Here is a 25,069-nt window from a genome sequence, read left to right on the forward strand (position 1 = left end):
TCCAAAGTTACAGAAGGCGACTGCCTTGAGTTTCATTCTGTCCCCTCTATCAAAGATGACAGAAGGTTATTGCCAATACATGGCGCCGATTAACACTGTCTTGTGATGGTCAACCCGACTGAGTCAGTCAATCAGATCGTTGCGTTTCATTCAGGCTCCTCTGGCCAACATGGCAGAAGGTCTGCTCTTAAGACGGCGCCAGTATCTGACCTGGCAGTGACAAATTTATGGATTTAATGTGACACTTTAATGACATACCGAAAGATTCGAACAAATGAAAAGAGGGCCACGTTCAGTGGCCCTCTTGTTGCATCTAACCCATTGCCATAAAAGACTATTTAATCACTACCATACGGCCAGGAATGAGAAAGCTGAAGCGGCTGCCAAGGCCGACCCGGCTCTCGATATCGAGCTGGCAGTCGTGATGACTGAGGGCGTGCTTGACGATGGCAAGACCGAGCCCGGAACCGCCGGTATGGCGGGAACGGGCCTTGTCGACCCGATAAAAGCGCTCGGTCAAGCGCGCCAGATGCTCGGGGGCGATTCCCTCCCCCTCGTCGCTCACGGCAAACAGCGCCATCGCCCCTTGCTTGCGCCACTCCACCGTGATCTTGCGCCCCGCAGGGGTGTAGTGAATGGCGTTGTAGACCAGGTTAGAGACAGCGCTGCGCATCTGCTCCTGATCCCCGCGCACCAACAGGTCAGGCTGTACCATAAATTCGATCTGGTGGGCCCGATCCCCCGACAGCGCCCGCGCCTCCTGCTCCAGCAGCCCCAGCATGGCAGGCATGTCCACCAGATGGGAGAGATCCACGGTGGGCGCGGCCTCGATGCGCGACAACATCAGCAGCTGATTGACCAGATTATCCATCCGGATGGTCTGCTCCATCATCACCCTGTGTGCCTTGGCCCACATGGCGGGCGAGAGCGGTTCCTCGGCCATCTCCGCCGTCATTTCCAAATACCCCTTGAGCACGGTCAGCGGTGTGCGCAACTCGTGGGAGACGTTGGAAACAAAGTGTTTGCGAGTCTTCTCGAGGCTGCGCAAACGGGTGACATCCCGCACCACCAGCATCGCCTGATCCGAGGCGTAGGGCATGATCCGAAACTCGAGAAACTTCTCCTCATTAATCGGGGAGTGCATCTCCAGCGGCTCGTCATACGCCCCCTTGCCCAGATAGGCGTTAAACGCCGGATTGCGAATGAGGTTGCCGATATGCTGACCAGAATCCTCCGGCCAGCGAAAACCGAGCAGCTGCTCCGCCAACCGGTTGCACCAGAGGATGCTACCGTCGGTGCGAAACACCACGGCGGCATCGGGCAAGGCCTCGGCCCCCTCCCGAAAGCGGCGGATCAATCCCGCCAGCTCGCGACGGCGGGCGCGGTGACGCTGCTGCAACTTGTAGATACCGTTGAAGATGTACTCCCAGCTGCCACTGCCGCTGGGGGGCACCAGGCTGCGATCGTGCCACAGCCAGTCAGATAGCCGCTTCTGGAAACGGTAGTGCCAGCCCAGATGAAGCACAGCGGCTACCAACAAGCAGAGCGGAAGGTGATCAATCAACCAACCAACCAATGCGAACGGCGTATAGAAGAACACCATCCGCCACAACTGTCGCCGCCAGGCGTAAGGTTGCAACATAACTGCCCCTAGAGACGGGTTGAGAAGCGGTATCCGGCTCCACGCACCGTCTGGATCAATCTGTCGTGCCCTGTCTCTTCAATCGCCTTGCGCAGGCGACGAATATGCACATCCACGGTTCTGTCCTCGACGTACACATTGGTACCCCAGACATTATTGAGCAGCTGTTCACGGCTATAGACCCGTTCGGGATGGGTCATGAAGAAGTGCAGCAGCTTGAATTCGGTCGGCCCCATATCGAGCGCCTTCTCTTCGGCACTGACCCGGTGCGAGACAGGATCGAGTTTCAGTCCCTGCACCTCGATCACCTCGTCCACCGAGGTGGGCGACACGCGGCGCATCACCGCATGGAGGCGAGCGGTCAGCTCCTTGGGCGAGAAAGGCTTGGTGATGTAGTCGTCGGCACCGGCCTCCAGACCACGTACCTTGTCCTCCTCTTCACCGCGGGCGGTGAGCATCACCACCGGGATCTGGCGAGTCACCTCATCCTGCTTGAGCTGCTTGATAAACTGGATGCCACTGCCGCCCGGCATCATCCAGTCCAGCACGATGAGTTCGGGGTAGGGTTCGCACACCTTCGCCAGTCCATCGGCGTAATCTTCCGCTTCAATCGTCTCATATCCCTTCTGCTCCAGCACAAAGCAGAGCATTTCGCGGATCGGTGCTTCGTCCTCGACCACCAGAATTCGCTTAGCCATATCCCTTCTCTCTCCTGTGTGAAGATGGGTGCGCCAATTATTAGAACTTTATGTGACACTTTTATGACTTTATGACAGGCGGGATGATAAAGGTTTTCAGGTTCAGTTGGCAGCAGCCCGTTGCAGCAGATCCCAGCGGTTGCCACTGATATCCTCAAACACCACCACTGTGCCGTAGGGCTCTTCGCGGGGCTGTTCACAAAAATGAACACCGTACGCCTGCATCCGCTGGTAATCCCCCCAGAAGTCGTCGGTCTCGAGAAACAGGAACACCCGGCCGCCGCCCTGCTGGCCGATGGCGGCCTGCTGCTGCGCATTGGCCGCTTGCGCCAGCAGCAGTGCTGAACCGGGGGCACCTTTGGGGGCAACCCGCACCCAGCGCTTGCCCGGTTTGCCCGGCTCATCAAGCCGGGTATCTTCCAGCAGCTCAAAGCCGAGCCCTTCGGTAAAAAAGCCGATGGCCTGGTCGTACTCGGCCACCAGCAGGGTCAGCGCCCCGATCGATTGTGTTGTCATCTTGCTCTCTCGCATTCATTGGTTGTTCGGTGGTTGGCGGCGCGATAGTACTGCGGTCAGTTCACTTCCACCCGGTTGCGACCCCGCTTTTTGGCCTGATAGAGCGCCTCGTCGGCGCGCTTGAGCAACAGCTCCAGCGGATCCCCCTCACGCTCGGCCACACCGAACGAGGCTGTCACCAGCAAGGCCGACGGCCAGTGAGGATCAGCCTCCAGCTTGGCACGCAGCCGCTCGGCCAACGCACAGGCTCGCAGTTCGTCGTAATGGAGGCAGAGCAACACGAACTCCTCCCCACCCCAACGCACCAGATGGCAGAGCGGATCGCACTGCAGCAGGATCTCGCTGACCAGATGCTTGAGCACCTCATCCCCCACCGGATGGCCATGGGTATCGTTGATCTGTTTGAAGTGATCCACATCGATATAGATAACAGCGCAAGCCAGCTCACCTATCTCGGCCAGCAGTCGCTCACCACCAAGACGGTTGAGGGCACCGGTCAGCGGATCGTAACAGGCCAGCTCGCGGGAGCGGCGACTCTCTTCGCTCAGGGTACGGTTGAGCGCCTCCACCTCCAGCTTGGCTTGATGGGCATGCTGCAAGCGCTGTTTCATATAGAGATGGTTGACCAGAAAAACCGCACAGCCATAGAGAAACCAGACCAGCAGGATCAACCGATAAAAGAGGCTGGCATCGAGCCAGGGGCCATGAAATTGCAGCTCCTCGATCACTACCCCGTGTTTGCCGGGCGGCATCTCTGAACCCGCTACCACCTCGATGGCATAGACCCGAGTCAAATTCGCCCCCTGCTGTTGCAGCGGCACATTGAATTGCTTGATCCACCAGGTCGCCGGGGTGAATACATCCAGCGGCACCTCATGAGCCTTGCCGTAATCGGCCGGGCGAAAGATGATTTCGTTAAACTTGGGTTGCAACGGGTTATCCATCTTGCCGAACACCGGATTGTAGTTGCGCAGATAGAAGCGCCAATCCTGCGCCCCTTCTCCTGTCACGCTCAAACGAATATGGAGCATGTCAAAACGGGCGAGATTAATCCCCTGCTCACGCGACGTCAGGGTGAGGACCAAGCCGCAACTGGGATAACTGTCCGGACTGGCTGCCAGAATGCACTCAACCCCGGGGTTACCATCCGCCGAGGGGTGGTCACGCACCGACCCCGGCGCAGCATCCGCCGCCTGCTGTACGGTCACGGAGAGCGGCCATCCCTTCATATCTAGCACTCTTTCGGGGCCGAACTCGAACAGCAGGATGGAGCAGCCGGTCAACGCCAGCAGATACCAGAACAGCGACTCGGCAAAACGGGAACTGGAAGCGATCATGCTGACCCCATCGCGTCAATATGGAAACGCAGGCCACTGACTCGGGCAGAACAATTCATCTGCGAGCCCATCATGGCCGACGATAACAAAACGCTATGATAACCCCTGGCACGACAAGAAACAGGTCACTTATCGAGGTGTGCGCAGATCATCGTCACCTTTTCCCACCATTGCGCCCCCCCGCTCTGCCGACTGCAGGCGATAACGTTGCGGCGAGCAGCCCAACTCCCGGTTGAACATGGCGATAAAGGCCGAGGTAGAGCCGTAACCAAGCCGCCAGCTGATCTCCTGAATAGGCATGTCTCCCTTGAGCCAGGCCAGCGCCTTGAGCAGTCGCAAGCGCGACCGCCACTGACCAAAGCTCATCCCCAGCTCCCGCAGGCAACGCCGTGCCAGGGTACGCTCGGTGGTGTGCAGTTGCCCGGCCCACTGCGCCAGGGTGCGGGGATCGGCAGGATCGCTGTGCAGCACTGCCAGCATGGGGGCCAGCAGCTTGTCCTGACTCATCGGCAGGTAATTCTCCTGACTGCGGGTACGGGTCAGTTTTTCTACCAGTAACTCGGCCTGATGCTGATCCCATGCATCCGCCATATGGCCTATCTTGCGTTCACAAAAATCGGCCAGCAGGGCCCGGATTAACGGTGTGAGCAACAGCAGCCTTGGCTCTGGCGGCAGCTTGGCCGCCAGTTGGTGGCTGACGTAGATGGAGGTGTAATCGAGGGCCTGCTCGTTGTAGGAGGTGTGATCGAGATCCGCCGGCACCCAGATCAGGTAGTCGGCTGGCGCCACCAGCCGCTGCTCCCCCAGCACTATCTCCATGATCCCCAGACTGATCATATTGAGCTGGCCCCAGGGGTGGGAGTGCAGCACGGTCGCGCTGTCGGCCAGCACCTGTTGATAACTGAAATAGAGCGGATTGGGGGCGGGCAGATCGACATCTACCGGCTGATAGTGATGGGTTGCCATCAGCACTCCTTGTCAGCGAGAGGGAGGAGAGTCATCGATGCAACGCCCCTCGGGCATGGCGTCTGGACAAGATAAGTGGCAACAACAAGGTTCGGGTGAAACCAACGCCATTGAGTCGGGATAAGCAGTATCAGAAAGAGTTGTCTTTTCTGCTGGGTCATCTGTCTGTTTTACGCTACTTGATAATATAAAGACAATAGTAGACTTGGCCTCCTGATAATAAGGAGCATTTAATGCGAGTCTTTTCCCCCCTTCTCTTTCCGCTGATGGCGGTACTGATCTGGGCTACCAATACTGTGGTTTCCAAGGCCGCCGCCAGCGTCATCGACCCGGCCGCCATCTCTTTCTACCGCTGGCTGATCGCCGCCCTGGCGCTGACCCCCTTCTGCCTGCCCCAGTTGTGGCGCCGCCGCCACGAAATCCGCCCCTGGTTTGGCAAGCTACTGGTGCTGGCCGCGCTCGGCATGGTGCTGTTCCAGTGTCTGGCCTATTACGCCGCCCACAGCACCTCGGCCACCAACATGGGGGTGATCGGCTCGCTCATCCCGATGCTGACCCTGCTGTTGGGGGCCATGTTCTTTAGCCAGCACCCCGGCAAGCAGGCACTGGCTGGCATGCTCATCTCCCTGTTCGGGGTGTTCTGGCTGCTGAGCAAGGGCCAGCCACTGGCGCTGTTGCACGATGGCATCAATCCGGGAGATGGCATGATGTTGCTGGGCTCTGTCAGCTATGCCCTCTATGGTCTGCTGGTTCGCCGCTGGCATCTGCCGTTCGGCCCCTGGCTCAACCTCTATATGCAGATCCTGTTGGCGGTATTGCTGCTGATCCCGGTCGCACTCTGCGCCGACTCGCTGGCGGTGCCTGCCGAAGGGTGGGGTCTGGTACTGTTTGCCGGGCTGATCTCCTCCCTGATCCCCCCCTACTGCTGGATGCGCGCCATCGTCTGCCTCGGGGCCGCCCGTACCTCGGTCTTTATGAACCTGCTGCCGCTCTGTACCGCGCTCATCGCGGTCATCAGTCTGGGGGAGCCGATCCACGGCTATCACCTGCTGGGTGGCGGTCTCATCCTGGGTGGGGTCATGGCCTCCCAGCTGAAGAGACGTGTGCCGGTGGCCGAACGGGAAGCCGCTTGAAATTGCACTGTGTCCAGAAACAACAAGGGAGCCAATGGCTCCCTTGTTGTTTCTGCAATGCTTGCCAGTGGGCACCTCAACCCGCCCGGCGCCAGCGGTAGCGCCGCTCCGGCCGACCCCGCTGACCGTAGTTGAGATCCACATCCACCCGATCTTCCGACTCCAGATACTCCAGATAGCGGCGCGCCGTGGTGCGGCTGAGGGACAGTCGCAGCGCCACCGTATCGGTGGAGAAGACGTTGTCCGGTTCACCGGCCAGCAGATCCAGCACCTGACGTAGGGTGATGCTGTCGATCCCCTTGGGGGTGATACGCACCTCCTTGGGCTGGGAGCGGCCACCTTTGCCCAACAGCTTGTCGAGATCTTCCTGCTCCAGCCGACCCCGCTCACCCAGCTTACGGTGCAGTTGCAGGATCTCGTCCAGACTCTGCTGGATGCGAAACAGCCGCAATGGCTTGATGACGTAGTCATGAACCCCCAGATTGAGGGCCTGCTGGATGGTCTCCACATCCCGCGAGGCGGTCACCATGATGACGTAGGCTTCGCGGTTGTGGCTGCGCAGACGGCTCACCCATTCGAGGCCGGAGCCATCGGGCAGGGAGACATCCACCAGCAGCAGTTGGGGCACAGCACCGGCCATCATGGCATCGGCCTGGGCCAAAGTACCGGCCCGGCCCAGCAGCGCGAAGCCTGACGTAGCCGCCACCAGCTCTGCCAAGATGGCACCGATCCGATCATCATCTTCAATAACAAGCGTGATTATTGGGTCCATGGCTCACATTAATTGGTTTTTATTCAAGTAGATACCAAACAGGGTGGTCTGCTCGGCGGTTCGTCGCCATTCTATCACACCCTCACGTCGCCCCACGGTCTCCTTGACCAGGAACAGGCCAACCCCGTGATCACCGCTCTGGCGGCTCACCCCGTAATCGAACAGATGATCGGCCAGCTCTTCATCCACCCCTTCGCCGCTGTCCTCCACCTCGATCACCAGCCGCCGCCCCACATCGCACAGAGAGAGCAGCACCCGGGGCGGCCGCTGCTGCCGATTGCGCCAGGCCGCCTGCAGGCCGTTGTCCAACAAGTTACCAATGAGCGTGATGAGATCGGCCGAGACCGAGGCCGGATACTCCGCCAGCGCCGAGTCGGGATCGAGCTCCAGGGTCACCCCCAGCTCGCGGGCCCGACTGAACTTGCCAAGAATAAGCCCCGCCACCGGTTTGTTGTCGATCAGGTGCAGCAGCTCCTGCAGCATGGTCTGACACGCGTCGTTCTCCTGCTGGATCAGCTCTACCGCCTGATCCACGTGACCCAGCTGCAACAGGCCAGAAAGGCTGCTCAGCTTGTTGGCAAACTCGTGGCTCTGCATCCGCAGCATCTCGGCATACTGACGCAAGTGGGTCACCTGCACCCCCAGACTGGCGGCCACTTCAGGTCGGCTGAAGATCAGCAGCCGACCCGGTACCTTGCCCTGCACCGCCTGCCAGCGACCAACGAAGGACTCCCCCTGAATGGTGAAACTCACCTCCCCGGCTTCCTGATCCAGACAGGGGGCAAGCGGCGGCACCAGCTCCGCCAGTGACTGCCCCAGCAGAGCGTGACGCCCGGTGGCCGGCAACCGTAGCTGATAGCTGGCGGTACTGTTGATCATGCTGATATGGCCGTGGCCATCGAGGGCAATCACCCCTTCGGTGATGTGCTCCAGCACCAGATCCTGCAGGGTGAAGCGCCGCACAATGGTCTCTGGCTCCAGATCCAGCAAAGTCTTGCGCAGCAGGTATTGCACCCAGAGCGCCAGCAGCAGGCCGCACCCCAGCACCGCAACTATGGCGCTGATAAGCAGGGCCACCCGCTCCATATAGATACCCTCCACCTGCTGCATCAGATAACCGACCACCACAGCCCCCATAGTGCGGCCATCCGCCCCCAGCACCGGCGAGAAGCAGCGGATCGCCAATCCCATGGTGCCCCGATCCTTGGAGCAGTAGCTGCGCCGCTCCTGCAACGCGGGCCAGATATCCTCGCCACGGAACTTCTGCCCCACCAGCTCCGGCTTGGGATGGCTGAGACGACGACCATGTTCGTCGGTCACCACCATATAAGTGGCGTCGGTGCGGCTACTGACACCCTCCATATAATCCCGCAGAGTAGGATCACCACCCTTGCGCAAGGCGGCTACCACCCGGGTATCGGCCGCCATGACCCGGGCCAGATCGCTCCCCTTCTCCTGCAGATTGCTCTCCAGCAGATGGCGGATAAACAGGGCGAGCAGACTACCCAGGATGAGGATCAGCAGCAGAGAGAGCCCGAGCGAAAGGGTGACCAGCTGATGGCGAAGTTTCATGCAAGAACCTTAAAACGTCAGGATGCGACCCAATAGTGCGGATGCCACCAGGTCTGGTCAATCAAAGGTGCCGGATCGCCAGTAAAATCGGCCAATCCCTCCTCTCTGGCAACCAGTGCCACCGCGCTGGCGACCGCCCGGGCCACCTCCCCGACCTGTTCGATGGGGGGCAGCAGTCGGCCCGCCAGCAGTGGGTAAGCACCAACCGCCCGCACTGCGGCCAGCAACATGCCATCGCTGATACGGCGCGCCTTGACCGCGCAGGCACCCAGACCAATCCCCGGGAAGACATAGACGTTGTTGCACTGGGAGACCACCCGCCGATCCCCTGCCACCGTCACCGGCGCAAAGGGGCTGCCGGTGGCCAGCAGGGCACGGCCATCAGTGGCGGCCCACACTTGCTCGGGGGTAGCCTCAGCGCTGCGGGTCGGGTTGGAGAGCGGCAGGATCACCGGCTGCTCGCACACCTCCCCCATCGCCTGCAACACCTCACGGGTAAAGAGGCCACCCTGGCCGCTCACCCCGATCAAGACCGCCGGGCGCACCTGGCGGATGGTCTCCAGCAGCGAGCTGTTACCCTCCTCCACGGCACGGGCAAACGGCTGCTGGGCACGGGTCAGGGTGGGACGATCGCCACAAACCACCCCATCCTGATCAAACAGCCAGACGCCATCGCTGCCGCCCGCCAGCTGGGCCAGCATGGCGGCGATGCCGCAACCGGCCGAGCCCGCGCCGACAATCAACACAGGGGCATCACGCAAAGAGGTGCCCGCCCGCTGCAAACCGGCCAGCACGCAGGCAGAAGCCACCGCCGCCGTGCCCTGAATGTCATCGTTAAACATGCAGAGCTCATCCCGATAGCGGGTCAGCAGGTTGGCGGCATGTTTGCCGGCGAAATCTTCAAACTGCAGCACCACCTGCGGCCAGCGCTTGCGAATGGCGGCCACCACCTGGTCCATGAAGTGGTAGTAACTCTCGCCATCGATCCGCTGGGATTGCCAGCCAAGGTAGGAGTCATCCTCCAGCAGCTCGGGGTTATTGGTGCCCACATCGACACAGAGCGGCAGGGTGCGCGCCGGGTTGATACCGCCAGCCGCCGAGTAAAGCGCCAGCTTGCCGATGCAGATCCCCATGCCGCCGATGCCGAGATCGCCAAGCCCCAGCACCCGCTCCCCATCGGAGATGACGATCACGTCCACCTCCTGCTCCACCGACTCGAGGATATCGTCCAGATCATCCCGATCGTGCCAGGAGAGGTAGAGGCCGTGGCTGCGCAGGTAGAGATCGCTGTGGCGCTGGCAGGCCTCGCCCACCACTGGGGTGTAGATGATGGGCAGCAGCTCGGGCAGGTGGTGGCGCACCAGATCGTAAAACAGCACAGGGTTGTCCTCCTGCAGCTGGCGCAGCAGCAGGTGTTGATCGAACGGGCTCTGCATGGCGCTGACCAAGCGATAGATCCGGCGCCGCTGCTGGGAGAGGGACTCCTCTTTGTGGGGCATGCGACCGCGCACACCTTGGCGCTTGCGTTCTGCATAGGGCAGGCTGGTGCCCATCATGATGTCGTTCATGTCTGTTTCCTGTATTCGGTGATCACGCGATAAGAGAGATAAGGGCAGTGGCCAAAATCAGCATCACAGCACCGCCAAGACGAGAGGAGATTTGGGCAAACGGCATCAGCTTCATCCGCTGGGCCGCAGAGAGCACCGCCACATCGCCGGTGCCGCCCATGTTGGCCATGCACAGGCCACCGGTGATGGCCGCCTCTATGGGATAAAAACCTATCATGCGCCCCACCAGCGCCGCACCGAGGGCGCCACCGATCACGGTGACCATGACCAGCACGAAGTAGCTGATTGAGAAGGCGCTAATCAGCTCCGGAATACTGGTGTAAGCGACACCGATCCCCACCAGCAGGGAGGGGGTAAGATTGCTCACCACAAACTGATACCAGTCGGCCGCTGCCTGTTCATAACGGCGCGGCAACAGGCCGCTCACCTTGATAAAGGCGACCGCCAGGATCATCAGGGCAAAGGGGTGCATGGGGATAAAGTTGCCCAGCAATGAACCCAACACGAACATGCTGGAGCTGATAAAGAGCCCCATCCCCAAACTCTGCAGGGTCGGTGCTTCCACCTGCTCGTCAGCAAGGCTCTCGCCATTATCTTTGATCATCAGCTTACCGTTGCCGGTCAGGGAGGGGTAACGGCGACCGAGCCGTGCCAGCAGGGAGCCCACCAGTATGGCCAGGGTGTTGGCGATCACCACGGCGGGCACCATCCGTGACAACAGATCGGCACTGGACATCTGCATCGGGCCGGAGAGGATCTCCACCAGAGGCACAGCCCCCGCCCCCATACCGCCGCCCATGATCGGCAGGCCGATCAGCAGCACGGCATTCTTGAAGCCATAGCCCATCAGGGAGCCGACCAGGCCGACGCTGAGCAGCGCCAGGGCCACGCCCCCCAGGATCACCGGCAGGTAACGCATGGCGGCGTTTTTGAGCAGGGCACTGCTCATGCCAAACACCGAACCGGTCACCAGGCTGGCGATAAAGAAGTTGAGAAAGCCCCCCTCCTTCATGAAGTTGGTGATGACCTGCCCCGCCTGCACCGGCAGCAGCTGATATTCAAACAGGGCGGCACCACCAAAGATGGCGAGAATGGTGCCGCCCCCCAGATATTCGCGGATCGGCATGATCCGCTCACCCAGCTCGGTCAGCAGGGTACCCAGCACGAACATCAGCGCCAGCGCACCGACCATGCCAAGGGGCAGAGAGCCATTCCAGCCGGAAAATAGAACGCAGGTCGCCAGCCCGAGAAATATAAAGAGCGGCATACCGGCAATTTGTTGGCCGCCCAGCAGGGCGGCCTTTTCTTGTGTGGTTTGTAGGGTCGAGAGGTTTTTCATTGTTATGTGCTCTGCGTGTGATTGTGGCTGCTACTTTATTGATCCCCCGTCCCGCTGTCGGTTAGCCAGACTGCAAAGCCATATAAAAACATTAAAAACTTAAACATCATGACGCCGCCCGACCCCGTCATCCAATACCCTACAAGTCACGGCGGCGATACCCGGCAAAGGGCTTGGGGGATAAATTGAACGATGCGAATGACCGTTGTTTTATTGCAAAGTACTAATAGCGCCAGAATGATCTGGTTATGTTGAAGCAATAACAGAGCCAGATGAAAAGCCTCGCGACCATGCCCTCCCATCACCCACCATGAGTGTCATTCAGCTGGTTTAACCATAGGAACGAAGTGACTGTAACCGCAGGCTACACTGGGTTTTCAAGGCAAAGAGGGGGGGGCGCGGCGGCAGGAGGGGAGAGCAAACGGAGATAATTAACATAACGATGAGTCAAGCCAGCGAACACCACAGCACTGGCTTGAACTCACAAGGCTTGCACACGATCAGGTCTATTCTGCCAACAACAGTGGAATATTGGCGGGGTCAAAATCATGACTGATATCGGTACTTCTGACAGTGCCCTCCCGATTCATCCCATGATGTGACTCTGCACCATATTCACCATCACTCAGCAGCGTTTCAATTGCCAGATACACACATCCACTGTCATATCCATCCACAACCGGTTTCCCCTTATTTTATAACCCCATCAATATTAGCGGATAAAAAAAGCGCTGCTCGCTGAACCTGAAAATTTCATGAAAATATCCGCCGGATATCCTCCATTCATGGCGCTATCTCGGGAGCGATAAAAGAGCCACAAGCGGATAAGTGCCGCAAATAATATCAGGGGCTCGAATGCCACTTACCTGCCCCGACGAAAGATCCGACCAGAAACATGATCGTCATCACACTATTTACTTAGCCTGCTAAACAAGTAGAATACTTAGCAGGCTAAGTACATTGAGGATGAGAAGATGACGGATCTGGAAAGGTTGCGCGAGCTGTCACTCGCCGAGCAGATAGCGCGGATGCACCGGCTATGGCGTACTGCCGCCGATCTGGAGCTGGCCCCCCTTGGCCTCACCCATCCGCGCTGGACCGCGCTGTGGAAGCTCTCCCGCATGGGGAACCATGTCAGCCAGAAGACCCTGGCCGAAGCCCTTGAGATAGAGCTTCCCTCCCTGATGCGCACCCTGGGCCAGCTGGAAGAGCAGGGGCTGATTGAGCGCCACTGCTGCAGTCAGGACAAGCGGGCCCGCATCGTCTGTGTGACCCCGGCTGGCCAGACCCTGCTCGATCAGATCGCCGACCGCATCATGAATATCCGCCGGGAGCTGCTGGGGGGCATCGATGAACAGACCCTGCAACTGTTTGAAACCACGGTGCAGCGGATCTCGGCCAACGCCATTAGCAAAATTGAACAGCACCACGACCGACAGGCCGGAGGCGATACAAGCCCTCCCGAGACCGACACAGAGAGAGAATAAGATGACCCCGGATCAACAATTTACCCGCTGGATCAAATGGTCCATGGCAGGCTTTACCGCCCTTTTTGCCTATTTTCTGATAGCCGATCTGCTGATGCCCCTCACCCCTCAGGCGATGGCGACCCGGGTGGTGACCAAGCTGGCCCCCCAGGTGAGCGGCAAGGTGATCGAGGTCGCCGTGCACAACAACCAGCAGGTCAAGAAAGGGGATCTGCTGTTTACGCTGGATCCGGTTCCCTTTGAACTGGAAGTGGAGCAAGCCCGACTGGCATTGGCCCAGGCCGAACAACAGAACAGTGAACTTGATGCCGCGCTGACGGCCGCCGTTGCCGACATCAACGCCAAAGAGACCCTGGCCAACCAGAAGTGGCGCGAGGCTGAGCGCACCGATGCCCTGTTTCAACGCCACATGGTTTCGCTACAACAAAAAGATGAGGCTGACAGCACCCTGCGTAGCGCGCAGGCCAACCTGCGCGCCAGTCAGGCTAAACTGGCCCAGATCAAAGCCAGCCGTGGTGTGATGGGCGATGGCAACCTGCTGCTGCGCCAGGCCAGCAACAAGCTGGCGCAAGCGGAGTTGGCCCTCTCTTACAGCCGGGTTCACGCGGATCAGGATGGCACCATCACCAACCTGCAGCTCAAGCCGGGCAGTATCGCCAGCGCGGGCAGCCCGCTGCTGGCGCTGGTATCGGAACAGGTGGATGTCATTGCCGATTTTCGGGAGAAGAGCCTGCGCCATGTCGGCGAGCAAACCCGCGCACTGGTCGCCTTCGATGGCGAGCCGGGTCAGATCTATTCTGCCCGGGTGAGCAGTCTGGATGCCGGGGTGAGTGCCGGTCAGTTTGATGCCAATGGTCGGCTGGCGGCGCCGGTGGAGTCGGATCGCTGGGTACGGGATGCCCAGCGGATGCGGCTGCACCTTGAGCTGGACCAGTTACCCGACCATCTGCCAGCCGGTGCGCGGGCCACGGTGCAACTGCTGCCGGACAATGCCCTGACTGCCATGCTGGCACGGGGCCAGATCCACCTGCTCAGCCTGCTGCACTATGTCTATTAATTACGTGTCTATTAAACAAGTGTCTACTAATACAGTACCTGCTCATCACGCCACTCAGCCGTCGGCCAATACCGCTGCAGCCCACCCCAGCAGCGGGGCTGCCACCCACCTCTGGTACCGGCCTCTCACCGGCAACGAACTGCGCCAGTGCCTGCGCATCGCCTTTGGTTGCACCACGGGCTTTCTGCTCTGCAAGCTGTTTGGCTGGGGTTACGGGGTCTTCTACACGGTCACGCCGGTGCTGCTGCTGGGGATGGTGCCGGTGATGAATGGCCATGCCGCCCGCCAGCTTATCGCTTCGGCAGTGGTCTGTGGTGTGGAGGTCGGGTTGCTGGGGGGGCTGTTTGGCAGCTATCCGGCGCTGATGACCCCCATCGCCTTTCTGCTGTTTCTCTACCGCTTCGCTGCCATGTCGCGGGGCAGCCTGTTTCTGTTCGGGGCCAACGGGGTGCTGAGCCTCAGCATCATGCTGCACTTTGCCAGCTATCCACAGACCGATCTTAACGATCTGATTTTCAACAATATCTGGGCGAACATCCTGTCGGTGCTGATCGCCTATCTGATGACGGCGCTGATCCCCGACCTGGAGGCACGACCGAAACCGGCACCCGCCGCCAAGGCGCCGCACCGGATGCGCCACGAGGCGCTGCTGGGGGCCACAGTGGCCACCCTGTCGTTCCTGACCTTTCAGCTGTTTGATCTGCGTGATTCCATGTCGGCCCAGGCCACCACCCTGCTGGTGCTGTTCCCCATGCACTGGAACGGCGCCCTCAGTTATGCCCGCAAACGGGCGATGGGCACCTTGCTGGGGGTCACCTTTGGCCTGCTCGGCCAGCTGCTGCTCTATGACTGGTCAGGACAACTGCTGCTGGTCGCCCCGCTGCTGTGGCTCGGCGCCATGCTGTTCAGCCATGCCCACGTCAAGGAGGCAGGCGGCTCGGGGGTCGGCTTTGGTGCCCTCACCACCCTCGGTATCCTGTTTGGCCAATACCTCACCCCGGGCAACGATCTGGTGTTCAGCGCCCTCTACCGGGTCAGCAGCATCCTGTTTGCCATCGTGGTCACCCTGCTGGCCTGCTACCTCATCCACCGGTTGCTCAACCGCTTCGAGGCAACCCGCTTCGGTTACTGATTTCCTGTTGTAAACACTGTTGTCAGCCCATGGATGAGCTCTCTTTCGCCCCGTCGCCTGCCGGGGCGTTTTTTTGTCTCTCTTGTTTGCCGCCCTCCTGCCGCCACGGATCAGCGCAGAAGTGTGGCTATGCTTGTAAGGCTGCTGTCGATGAGGTGCACCTATGGTTCCGTGGTTAAAAAAATGGCTGGTTTGTCTGGTGCTGCTGGCCACCAGTTCGCTCGGGGCCGCCCCGCTGATCATTGGTGCCGAGGATGACTGGGCTCCCTACTGCGAGCGCGACAAGGAGGATGGCCAGCCTCGCGGGCTGGCGCCGGAGCTGGTCAAGGCAGTGTTCGCCGCCGAAGGGATCGAGATTGTGTTTCGCACCCTCCCCTTCGCCCGCTGCATGCACGATGCGAAAAGCGGCAAACTTGCGGGGTGCTTCAACGCCACCATCACCGAAGAGAACCGCTACCAGTACCGCTGGCACGATACCCCCATGTTCGAGGAGGATCTTGCCATCTTCGCCCTTGCCAGCGACCCGCAACGGGATCTCAAGCTCACCTCGCTGGAGGGCAAGCGGGTGGGCATCACCCTCGGTTACACCTACCCCACCGATTTTATGGAGAACCCCAGGATCACCCGCTTTCAGGCCAAATCCGATGCCCAGATCCTCGAGATGCTGGTGCGCGGCCGGGTCGACTACATCCTGATGAACGGCATGCCGGGCTACCTGAAGATCCAGCAGAAGCAGCTGACCGGCAAGGTGGTCAAGGTTGGCAAACTCTCCACCGATGGCTTCTGGCTCGCCTTCTCCCGCAACGCCCCGCAAGGGGAAGCGCTGGCCAAGCGGTTCGAGCAGGGGCTGCAGAAGATCAAGAACAACGGCACCTATGAGACTCTGATCCGCCAGTTTGAAACCCAGCTCGGCTTGCACTGATGGCGGATGCCTTGCTAACGCCGATCCTCTCCTCACACTCGCGACGGTATGCCGGACAGCCAGCGACGCACCAAATGGCCGCGATGATTGCACAATAACGGCAACCTGTTAGGCTCACGCCCGTATGACACCAATGGAGCTGTAATCATGAATAAAGTACATATGATGGCCGCTGGTGCGCTGGCCCTCGGCCTGCTCGCCGGCTGCAATCAGGGCAATACCCTCTCCGTCACCGGTGGCGAGCCGGTCAGTTACCAGTGCGAGCAGGGCAAGAAGGTGCAGGTGCGCTACTTCTCTCTCTCCGACGAGAGCCTCAGCTTTATCAAGCTGTCGCTGCCGGACGGCAAGGATTACACCCTGCCCCAGGCCATTTCGGCCTCCGGTGCCCGCTATACGGACGAGCATGAGGCCGTCTGGTGGAACAAGGGGGATGAGGGCTTTGTCGAGCTGCGGGATCAGGATGGCGAGTGGCAGACCGCCTACAACGACTGCAAACAGCAATAAACGTGACCCCGGCCTGGCCGGGGTCTCTGTTTCTCTGGCATCAGAGTGGTGGGGGATCAGTTGATCTCGATCTCGAAGCGGTTGGTCACCTCGACCGGAATGGCATCCGGGTTGCCCTCTGCCGGGCTGTAACGGATCCGCGAAAGGGTCGCCAGCGCGCTCTGCTCCAGCTCGCCGGGGGGATCTGCGGCCACCACTTCCGGCTTGATTGGCGTGCCGTTGGAGTCAATCTGGTAACGCACTTCCACGAACCCCTTGACCGGTTTGGCAGGCAATACCTGTTGATCATCACCGAACCATGACCACTTATTTTCCTGAATCCAGTAGCTGGAAAGCTGCTCAAGGGGGATAACGATCGGAGCGCGCTCGCGCGCCACCTCCTGACGGGATGAGCACCCCAACAACAGTGTCACTGCCAGACCTGACCATACTGCGACTTTCCACTTCATATAACGCTCCCTGTTCTTTGCCGGCTCTTGTTGCCAGACTGCAGGACGCTCAACGCGCGCCCCAATTGGTCAGTCACCCATCCTAACGAAAAAGTATTCGTATGAACATGAACAAAAGGGCCAACCCCGAGAGGTTGGCCCTTTTATCGTCAATAAGCTCATTAGTCAGCCGGTGGCATCAGCCACGCTTGTCGCTCACCACCAGCCAGAGCGCATGGACCATGCCAGGCAGACCGCCCAGCAGGGTCAGCACAATGTTGATTAAAAAGTGCAGGCTAAAACCCACCTGAATAAAAGCACACACAGGGGGCAGGAAAATGGCCAGCAGGATCTTGAGCAGATTGTTCATCTCGGCTCTCCTCATTAATGATGTCGTCGGGACAGGAATGGGCTAACCATAAACATCCCAGGCTTCAACTGCAAACCAGACAGGGGATCCGCTCACCCGTTTCACGCCAGGCGTTGAGGTCGTGGATCTGCTGATTGCTGCTGCCACGCCACAGCAGACCCGGGTCCGCCAGCGCTTTTTCAAAGCGGCCATCCACCAACACATCCAGCAAGGCAACCAGCTCGCGCTGGGCAGCGGAGAGCTCGCCCAGCCGATAGCCGGTCCAGCACCAGATATCCTTGCCCGGACACTCGGCGCGTACCCGCTTTACCAGCGCCAGCACGTGGGGCACGTTGGCCGGGTGGAGCGGATCGCCGCCGGAGAGCGACAGACCTCGCCGTTTGATCCGCGTGTCGTTGAGATCCGCAATGATGCGATCGCTCATCGCCTCATCGAACGGCTGACCGCCATCGAGCCGCAAGGTGCTCTGGTTATAGCAGCCCGGGCACTGATGCTCGCAACCCGAAACAAACAGGGTGGCGCGGGTGCCGGGGCCGTTGATCACATCGACCGGGTAGTATTTGTGGTAGTGCATCGCTTGTTTCCTGCCTCGTTCACGGGACAGCGGCATGGCTGCCGCCCTCCAATGAAAATGGCCCCTTGAGTCAGGGGCCAGCTCTTCATCGCTTGTGCGCTTACATATGTTTGACGCGGCGCTTCACTTCTTCCTGCTTGCCCGCATTGAAGGGGCGCGCATCCGGGCTGCCGAGGTAGCCGCAGACACGGCGGGTCACCGACACCTTGGCGGGGTCGTGGTTGCCGCAGCGCGGGCAGGTAAAGCCCTTGGAAGTGCACTCGAACTCGCCGGTAAAGCCGCAGTCGTAGCACTCGTCGATGGGGGTGTTGGTACCGTAATAGGGCACCTTGTCATAGCTGTAGTCCCAGACGTTTTCCAGCGCTTCCAGATTGTGCTGGATGTTGGGGTACTCGCCGTAGCAGATGAAGCCGCCGCTGGCGATGGGCGGATAGGGCGCCTCAAAGTCCAGCTTGTCGTACGGGTTGACCTGCTTCTCCACATCGAGGTGGAAGCTGTTGGTGTAGTAACCCTTGTCGGTCACGCCGGATACCACGCCAAACTCCTTGGCGTCGATGCGGCAGAAGCGGGTGCAAAGGTTCTCGCTCGGGGTGGAGTAGAGGCTGAAACCATAGCCGGTCTCGTCCTTCCACGCATCGGTCGCCGCCTTGAGACGCTCGATGATGGCGATCGCCTTTTGGCGCAGCATCTCGCTATCGAACAGATGGGTATCGCCGCCAAACAGGGCATTGATGGTCTCGTGAACCCCGATATAACCGAGCGAAATAGAGGCGCGGCCGTTCTTGAAGATCTCGCTGACGTTGTCGTCTGCTTTCAGACGCACGCCACAGGCCCCTTCCATATAGAGGATCGGCGCAACCCGGGCCTTGACCCCGTCGAGCCGCTCGATGCGGTACATCAGCGCCTTCTTGGCTACCCGCAGGGCAGCATCCAGACGATCCCAGAAGTCCGCTTCATCACGGGATTTCAGGGCAATGCGCGGCAAGTTGAGGCTCACCACGCCAATGTTGTTGCGGCCTTCGTGGATCAGCTCGCCATTCTCCTCGTACGCGCCAAGGAAGGAGCGGCAGCCCATGGGGGTCTTGAAGGAGCCGGTTACCTTCACTACCTGGTCGTAGTTGAGGATATCCGGATACATCCGCTTGGAGGCACACTCCAGCGCCAGCTGCTTGATGTCGTAGTTGGGGTCGCCGACCTTATAGTTGAGGCCATCCTTGATGGCGAACACCAGTTTCGGGAACACCGCGGTCTTCTTGTTCTTGCCAAGGCCAGCGATACGGTTGCTGAGGATGGCGCGCTGGATCAGGCGCGACTCCCAGCAGTCGCCCAGGCCAAAGCCGAAGGTGACAAACGGGGTCTGACCGTTAGCGGTGTGCAGGGTGTTGACTTCGTACTCCAGCGACTGGAAGGCGTCGTAGCACTCTTTCTCGGTGCGGGCCATGGCGTAGGCGTCCACATCGGCAATGCCCCACTCTTCGGCCACTTCACGGTGCTTCTGCCAGCTGATGGTCACATAGGGAGCCAGCACTTCGTCGATGCGGTTGATGGTGGTGCCGCCATAGATGTGGCTCGCCACCTGGGCGATGATCTGGGCAGTCACGGCAGTGGCGGTGCTGATCGATTTCGGGGTATCGATCTCCGCATTGCCCATCTTGAAGCCGTGAGTCAGCATCCCTTTCAGATCGATCAACATGCAGTTGAACATCGGGAAGAAGGGGGAGTAGTCGAGATCGTGGAAGTGCAGATCACCGCTCTCATGGGCCTGTACCACATCACGGGGCAACATGTGGCTGGTGGCATAGTGCTTGGCGACAATACCGGCTAGCAGGTCGCGCTGGGTCGGGATCACCTTGGAGTCTTTGTTGGCGTTTTCGTTGAGCAGGGCGGCGTTGGTCTGCTCGACCAGACCACGGATCTCCTGCGCCAGACGACCGCGCGCCTCGCGGGCCTGATCCCGATCGTGGCGATATTCGATATAGGCACGGGCGATGGCCTTGTCGTCGGAGGCCATCAGGTGGTTTTCGACCCGGTTCTGGATCTCGTGGATATCGACTTCACCACGCCCTTCCAGCTCCTGACTGACCGCGCTTGAGATGCGCAGTGCCAGAGCCGAACTGGCCTGATTGACCGCTTCTGCCGCACGGCTGACCGCCTCTGCAATCAGCTGGGCATTGAATGGTGCGCGACATCCGTCACGTTTGATCACAACCGGTTTCATCGATTTTCCCCGTTAAAAGGCCAGGCAATCTGCCCTTGGCTCACCCTTGTTGGGCCCCCCTCCCGGCGTCTCATCCTGGACACAAATAAATTCAGCCGAGGCTTGACAAACCTGGGCTGAAGATAGGAAAGGAACAGCTTATGCACAGCTTAATAACACAACATATAGGGATTAAAAACGAATGCATGCCCATATGTGGTGTCTATTAGGCACCAAAGCGCCTCCTCATTTCTTGATCCAGAACAGGTTTTTCAGCGAGCGGGACAGTTCACGACCAACCACAAAAAGCTCCAATCGAATCAAATCTCAAGCGTGGTGCGGGCTGGCGTCCGATCCTGAGACCTGAAAAAAAATCGCGGCTCGCTGCACCAATTTCGGGATGACAGTGCCAGCTAAAACCACACATACTGAGCAGGCACACACTATCCCTTGATACCGGAGCCGTTATGCTCAAGTCGCTGCTGCTACTGCTGCTGACCAGCCTATCTTTACCGCTCTATGCCGCCCATATTCTGGTGATCAGCAGTTACCATCCCGAATACCGCTGGGACCAGAGTTATAACAAAGGCTTGCTGGACGGATTAGATGGGGAACATCAGATTTCTCACTTCTATATGGATACCAAACGCCATCCGCGGGAGGAGTTTGATGAGATCGCCCAACGGGCCATCGACTTCTATCTCAAGAACAAACCGGATCTGGTGGTACTGGGGGATGACAATGCCATCAACTATCTGGCCAACGAGATCGCCTCACTGGGCACCCCAGTGGTCTTTCTCGGCATGAACGAGAACCCCCGCCTCAAGGGCTTTGTCGGCCACCCCAAGATCACCGGCGTGCTGGAACGCCCCCTGCTCAAACGCAACATCAGCGAGATGAGCCAGCTGATGGGTGGTATCAAGAAGGCGCTGGTGCTGTTTGATTCCAGCAATGTCGCGCTCACTGCCATCGAGGATGAATTCAAGACCCAGACCGAACTGCGGGTCGGCCAAACCCGGGTCAATAGCCAGCTGATGGGCGACTACAGCCTCTGGCAGGAGGCGGTGCTCAACGCCAAGAAGAACGGCTATCAGGCGATCTTCCTCGGTCTCTACCACACGCTGGTCGATGATCAGGGTAAGCATGTGGACGAGCAGACGGTACTGGAGTGGACCAGCAAACACAGCCCGGTGCCGCTGTTTTGCTTCTGGGAATTTACCGTCGACAAAGGAATGGCCATCGGTGGACTGGTACTGGACGGCAACGATCAGGGGATACAGGCAGCCAGCCTCATCAACACCATACTGGCGGGTACCCTGCCCCGCACCATCTCCCCGCGAGCGGCCCTGCGTGGCGAATATGTCTTCAGCAAGAGCGAACTGGCCCGCTGGCAGCTCACCGTGCCCGACAAATGGCGCCACAAGATCCTCTGGCGTGAGTGACCGCCCAAACAAAAAAGAGAACCCGGCCATGCCGGGTTCTCTTTTATCGGGTGCTGCGGTCAGCAGGCTTGGTGAGGGCTATTCAGCCCTGCAACGCCTGTTGCAGCTCCTCTTCGGTCCAGATGGTGATGCCAAGCTCCTGAGCCTTGATCAGCTTGGAACCAGCTGCTTCCCCCGCTACCAGCACATCGGTCTTGGCAGATACCGAACCCGCCACCTTGGCACCCAGCGCCTGCAGCGCCGCCTTGGCATCGTTGCGAGAGAGGATGGTCAAGGTACCGGTCAGCACAAAGGTCTTGCCAGCAAAGGGCTGATCGCTTGCTTCCTTCTTCTCGATGGCCGGCCAGTGGATGCCAGCAGCCAGCAAGGCCTCCAGCACCTCCACGTTATGGGGTTGGCGCAAGAAGTAGTAAACATGCTTGGCTACCACGTCACCCACATCTGCCACCGTCAACAGCTGCTCCACGGTAGCGGCGCGCAAGGCATCCAGTGTGAGGAAGTGATTGGCCAGATTGAGGGCGGTCGCCTCCCCCACTTCGCGGATCCCCAAGGCAAACAGGAAGCGCGGCAGGGTGGTGCTGCGCGCCTTGTCGATGGCAGCCACCAGATTGAGCGCCGATTTTTGCCCCATCCGCTCAAGACCGGCCAACTGAATGGCGTTGAGGCGAAACAGATCGGCTGGGGTCTTCACCAGCCCTTTGTCGACCAATTGCTCGACAATCTTGTCGCCGAGGCCATCCACATCCATGGCACGGCGCGCCGCGAAGTGCTTGAGCGCCGCCGCCCGCTGCGCCTCGCAGAACAGACCACCTGAGCAGCGGGCAACCGCTTCCCCTTCCAGCCGCTCGACCGCAGAGCCACAGACCGGACACTCGGTCGGGAACAGGATCGCGCGGGCATCAACGGGGCGCTGCGCCTCCACCACGGCGACGATCTGCGGGATCACGTCACCGGCACGGCGCACGATCACGGTATCGCCGATCATCACGCCGAGACGCTCAATCTCGTCGGCATTGTGCAGGGTGGCGTTGGAAACGGTGACGCCGCCGACGAACACAGGTTTGAGCTTGGCCACCGGGGTCACGGCGCCGGTCCGGCCAACCTGAAACTCGACGTTCTCAAGCTCCGTCATCTCCTCCTGAGCCGGGAACTTGTGAGCAGTCGCCCAGCGCGGTGCGCGGGCCACAAAGCCCAGCTCCTCTTGCAGGGCGATAGCATCAACCTTGTAGACCACCCCATCGATCTCATAGGGCAGCTCGCCACGGCGGAGCAGAATGTCGTCGTGGAACGCCTGACAACCGGCAGCCCCCTCTTTGAGCTTCACCTCGGGGCTGAGCGGCAAGCCCCACGCTTTGAGCTGATTGAGACGATCGAAGTGGGAGTCGCCCAGCTGATCGCCACCCACGCCGACCCCGTAGGCATAAAAGCTCAGGGGACGGCTGGCGGTAATGCGCGAATCGAGCTGACGCAGGCTGCCAGCAGCCGCGTTACGCGGGTTGACGAACACCTTCTCGCCAGCAGCCAGCGCCTTGGCATTCATCGCTTCAAATCCCGCCTTGGGCATAACGACTTCGCCACGCACTTCCAGCCGGGCGGGCCAGCCAGTGCCACGCAAGACCAGCGGGATCGCCTTGATGGTACGCACGTTTTCGGTGATCTCCTCACCGGTGGCGCCATCACCCCGAGTGGCAGCCTGCACCAGCTGACCATCCACATAGAGCAGGCTCACCGCCAGACCATCGAGCTTGGGCTCGCAGCAGAAGGTGAAACGCACCTCACGCTTGAGGCGATCGCTCATCCGCTGCTCGAACGCCTGCAGCTCTTCGCTGCTGAATACGTTGTCCAGACTGAGCATGGGGATCTCGTGGCGCACCTGACTAAAAGCAGTCAGCGGCTGGCCGCCGACCCGCACGCTGGGTGATGCCGGGGTTTTCAGCTCGGGGTGGACCGCTTCAAGTTCAAGCAGTTCGCGCATCAGGCGATCGTATTCGGCATCCGGTACTGTGGGGTTATCCAGCACATAGTACTGATGACCATATTCGGTAAGCAGTTCACACAATTGACGGTGGCGGGAGAGGGTTTCGCTCATGGAGAAGTCTCGAGGTGTGATTGAAAATCCAGCCAGGGGTACAAATAAAAATGCGGCACCTGGGTACCGCACTTTTTATTCATTCGACCCGTATGGCGTATTAGTCGCGACTGGCCTCATAGGTAGCCAATTCGTGACGGTAGCGGGCGATGGTCTCATCGCTCAACGGGCTACGATGCATATCCGTCAGCATGGCATCGAGATCACTGGCCAGCTGGTCAGCCGCCTGCAGCATATCTTCGAACGCAAAGGCGGTATTGCTACGCAGCGGCAGTTGCATGAACAGCGACACGCCCGGGGTAGTAAATTGCTCCATCCGATACGGATTGAAGGTACCCGGCTTGACCATATTGATCATCGAGAAAAGCACTTCACCCTTGCCATTGGGATCTTCGTGACGGTGGAAAATATCCATCTCGCCGAATTTGAAGCCCAACGCCATCAAAGAGGCCAACAGGGTTGCCCCTTGCAGATCATGACCCGGACGGCCCATCAGGTTGATGACATAGACATCCTGCCAAATCTTCTCAACCGGTTGCGGCGCCATGCGCGGCTCTTCAACTACCGGAGCGGGAGCGACATAGACCGGCTCTTCATATACCGGCTCAGGCGCCACATAACGGGGCTGCGGCTGATATTGCGGCTCGGGGGCACGGAGCGGTTCTGCACGCACAGTTTCGCTGCGAACACTCTCGGTACGGACAGTCTCGGTTCTGGCAGTCTCGCTACGGGCTGCCTCGCTACGAACACCAAAGGTCGGGGCGGTAGCATAAGCAGGCTCGACCAGCGGTTCGTCATCCAGCGACTGGATCATCGGTTCGCGCTGGGGACGAGTGCGGTGTACCGGGGTGCGGCGGATCACCTGAGCAGGCTTGCGCACCGGGGCTGCAGGCACCTCGTCAGCAAGCTCTGGCAGAGGCTCGTCAAATTCGTCCTCTTCTTCCTGATACACAGGGGGCGGTGGAACCGGACGGGCAGCAGGCTTGCGCACTACGGGCGGCGGCAGATCCTCTTCCTCGTCTTCATCATCAAACGCAGGAACAGTGGCACGACGAGCGAGTTCCGGCTGGCGGCTCTCTTCGCTGTGCAATTTGGGTTCGGCACGACGGCCAGCAGCGACCACGCGCACCTGGCCGATGCCATCGCTGTCGAAGCTGTCGTTATCACGATCCCGCGATTTCGAGTCCATTCGTCCGGCCGGTTTCTCTTTGATCGGCGCCTGACGATTCTTTTTGTTGCTCCACAACCCGTGAATGAGCAATGCCGCAATAGCAATACCGCCCAGGGCAACCAAGATGTAACGCAATTCCTGCATTAGCTGCTT

Annotated in this window: 22 protein-coding genes; 7 read left to right on the forward strand and 15 right to left on the reverse strand. The window is 59.8% G+C overall.

From position 1 onward, the window contains the following. Positions 1–334: 334 nt before the first annotated feature. The 5 genes from phoR to CK911_RS11410 form a co-directional block, all read right to left on the reverse strand. Entirely contained in the window at positions 335–1,642 is a 1,308-nt protein-coding gene (gene phoR, locus CK911_RS11390) for a phosphate regulon sensor histidine kinase PhoR (RefSeq protein WP_098970027.1), read from the reverse strand. A gap of 8 nt (positions 1,643–1,650) precedes the next feature. Then, complete coding sequence (gene phoB, locus CK911_RS11395) at positions 1,651–2,340, reverse strand: phosphate regulon transcriptional regulator PhoB (protein ID WP_042020121.1); 690 nt, start codon at positions 2,338–2,340, stop codon at positions 1,651–1,653. Positions 2,341–2,442: 102 nt separating this feature from the next. Beyond that, positions 2,443–2,856 (reverse strand): VOC family protein, encoded by a 414-nt coding sequence (locus tag CK911_RS11400; protein ID WP_098970029.1) that lies wholly within the window; start codon positions 2,854–2,856, stop codon positions 2,443–2,445. A 56-nt stretch (positions 2,857–2,912) separates the two neighbouring features. Further along, positions 2,913–4,193, reverse strand: a complete 1,281-nt coding sequence (locus CK911_RS11405) for a GGDEF domain-containing protein (protein ID WP_098970031.1) — start codon at positions 4,191–4,193, stop codon at positions 2,913–2,915. 129 nt (positions 4,194–4,322) lie between these two features. Beyond that, positions 4,323–5,159 (reverse strand): AraC family transcriptional regulator, encoded by an 837-nt coding sequence (locus tag CK911_RS11410; protein WP_098970033.1) that lies wholly within the window; start codon positions 5,157–5,159, stop codon positions 4,323–4,325. Positions 5,160–5,392: 233 nt separating this feature from the next. On the opposite strand from CK911_RS11410, the gene CK911_RS11415 reads away from it, so the two are divergent. Next, the gene (locus CK911_RS11415; protein ID WP_098970035.1) at positions 5,393–6,292 is read left to right on the forward strand and encodes a DMT family transporter; all 900 of its coding nucleotides are present in this window, start codon (positions 5,393–5,395) and stop codon (positions 6,290–6,292) included. Between the two features lie 76 nt (positions 6,293–6,368). On the opposite strand, the gene CK911_RS11420 is transcribed toward CK911_RS11415, so the two are convergent. The 4 genes from CK911_RS11420 to CK911_RS11435 are packed head-to-tail and all read right to left on the reverse strand — an operon-like array spanning position 6,369 to position 11,543. Then, positions 6,369–7,064 carry a response regulator gene (locus CK911_RS11420; RefSeq protein WP_042020115.1) on the reverse strand — a complete coding sequence of 232 codons (696 nt, stop codon included), beginning with the start codon at positions 7,062–7,064 and terminating at the stop codon, positions 6,369–6,371. Between the two features lie 3 nt (positions 7,065–7,067). Then, on the reverse strand, positions 7,068–8,636 hold the full coding sequence (locus tag CK911_RS11425) for a sensor histidine kinase (protein ID WP_098970037.1): 1,569 nt from the start codon (positions 8,634–8,636) through the stop codon (positions 7,068–7,070). Positions 8,637–8,653: 17 nt separating this feature from the next. Continuing rightward, positions 8,654–10,204: an NAD-dependent malic enzyme gene (locus tag CK911_RS11430; RefSeq protein ID WP_098970039.1), complete on the reverse strand. Its 1,551-nt coding sequence runs from the start codon at positions 10,202–10,204 to the stop codon at positions 8,654–8,656. Positions 10,205–10,226: 22 nt separating this feature from the next. Beyond that, positions 10,227–11,543 (reverse strand): 2-hydroxycarboxylate transporter family protein, encoded by a 1,317-nt coding sequence (locus tag CK911_RS11435; RefSeq protein WP_098970042.1) that lies wholly within the window; start codon positions 11,541–11,543, stop codon positions 10,227–10,229. A gap of 974 nt (positions 11,544–12,517) precedes the next feature. Between CK911_RS11435 and CK911_RS11445 the strand changes: the two genes are divergently transcribed. The 5 genes from CK911_RS11445 to CK911_RS11465 all read left to right on the forward strand — a co-directional run bounded on the left by CK911_RS11445 (position 12,518) and on the right by CK911_RS11465 (position 16,645). Beyond that, a complete protein-coding gene (locus CK911_RS11445; RefSeq protein WP_098970046.1) occupies positions 12,518–13,030 on the forward strand; it encodes a MarR family transcriptional regulator in 513 nt (170 codons plus the stop codon). Position 13,031: 1 nt separating this feature from the next. Further along, a complete protein-coding gene (locus CK911_RS11450) occupies positions 13,032–14,087 on the forward strand; it encodes an HlyD family secretion protein (RefSeq protein ID WP_098970048.1) in 1,056 nt (351 codons plus the stop codon). A 139-nt stretch (positions 14,088–14,226) separates the two neighbouring features. After that, on the forward strand, positions 14,227–15,219 hold the full coding sequence (locus CK911_RS11455; protein WP_098972621.1) for a DUF2955 domain-containing protein: 993 nt from the start codon (positions 14,227–14,229) through the stop codon (positions 15,217–15,219). Between the two features lie 163 nt (positions 15,220–15,382). Continuing rightward, the gene (locus tag CK911_RS11460) at positions 15,383–16,141 is read left to right on the forward strand and encodes an ABC transporter substrate-binding protein (RefSeq protein ID WP_098970050.1); all 759 of its coding nucleotides are present in this window, start codon (positions 15,383–15,385) and stop codon (positions 16,139–16,141) included. A 147-nt stretch (positions 16,142–16,288) separates the two neighbouring features. Further along, positions 16,289–16,645: an MliC family protein gene (locus tag CK911_RS11465; protein WP_042058536.1), complete on the forward strand. Its 357-nt coding sequence runs from the start codon at positions 16,289–16,291 to the stop codon at positions 16,643–16,645. Between the two features lie 56 nt (positions 16,646–16,701). On the opposite strand, the gene CK911_RS11470 is transcribed toward CK911_RS11465, so the two are convergent. From CK911_RS11470 to nrdD, 4 genes are all read right to left on the reverse strand, one after another. Continuing rightward, positions 16,702–17,094 (reverse strand): TonB family protein, encoded by a 393-nt coding sequence (locus CK911_RS11470; RefSeq protein WP_098970052.1) that lies wholly within the window; start codon positions 17,092–17,094, stop codon positions 16,702–16,704. Positions 17,095–17,272: 178 nt separating this feature from the next. Then, complete coding sequence (locus CK911_RS11475) at positions 17,273–17,443, reverse strand: YqaE/Pmp3 family membrane protein (RefSeq protein WP_005343870.1); 171 nt, start codon at positions 17,441–17,443, stop codon at positions 17,273–17,275. A gap of 64 nt (positions 17,444–17,507) precedes the next feature. Continuing rightward, positions 17,508–18,017: an anaerobic ribonucleoside-triphosphate reductase-activating protein gene (nrdG, locus tag CK911_RS11480; RefSeq protein WP_098970055.1), complete on the reverse strand. Its 510-nt coding sequence runs from the start codon at positions 18,015–18,017 to the stop codon at positions 17,508–17,510. A 100-nt stretch (positions 18,018–18,117) separates the two neighbouring features. Continuing rightward, on the reverse strand, positions 18,118–20,235 hold the full coding sequence (nrdD, locus tag CK911_RS11485) for an anaerobic ribonucleoside-triphosphate reductase (RefSeq protein WP_098970057.1): 2,118 nt from the start codon (positions 20,233–20,235) through the stop codon (positions 18,118–18,120). A 446-nt stretch (positions 20,236–20,681) separates the two neighbouring features. Here nrdD and CK911_RS11490 point away from each other — a divergent pair, with 446 nt between their 5' ends. Continuing rightward, on the forward strand, positions 20,682–21,656 hold the full coding sequence (locus CK911_RS11490; protein WP_098970059.1) for an ABC transporter substrate-binding protein: 975 nt from the start codon (positions 20,682–20,684) through the stop codon (positions 21,654–21,656). Between the two features lie 82 nt (positions 21,657–21,738). On the opposite strand, the gene ligA is transcribed toward CK911_RS11490, so the two are convergent. Next, positions 21,739–23,745, reverse strand: coding sequence for an NAD-dependent DNA ligase LigA (ligA, locus tag CK911_RS11495; RefSeq protein WP_098970062.1), 2,007 nt, complete (start codon positions 23,743–23,745; stop codon positions 21,739–21,741). A gap of 100 nt (positions 23,746–23,845) precedes the next feature. Beyond that, positions 23,846–25,060: a cell division protein ZipA gene (gene zipA / locus CK911_RS11500; protein WP_098970064.1), complete on the reverse strand. Its 1,215-nt coding sequence runs from the start codon at positions 25,058–25,060 to the stop codon at positions 23,846–23,848. Between the last annotated feature and the right edge of the window lie 9 nt (positions 25,061–25,069).

The sequence above is a fragment of the Aeromonas sp. CU5 genome (assembly GCF_002586745.1).
Taxonomy (GTDB): Bacteria; Pseudomonadota; Gammaproteobacteria; order Enterobacterales; family Aeromonadaceae; genus Aeromonas; species Aeromonas sobria.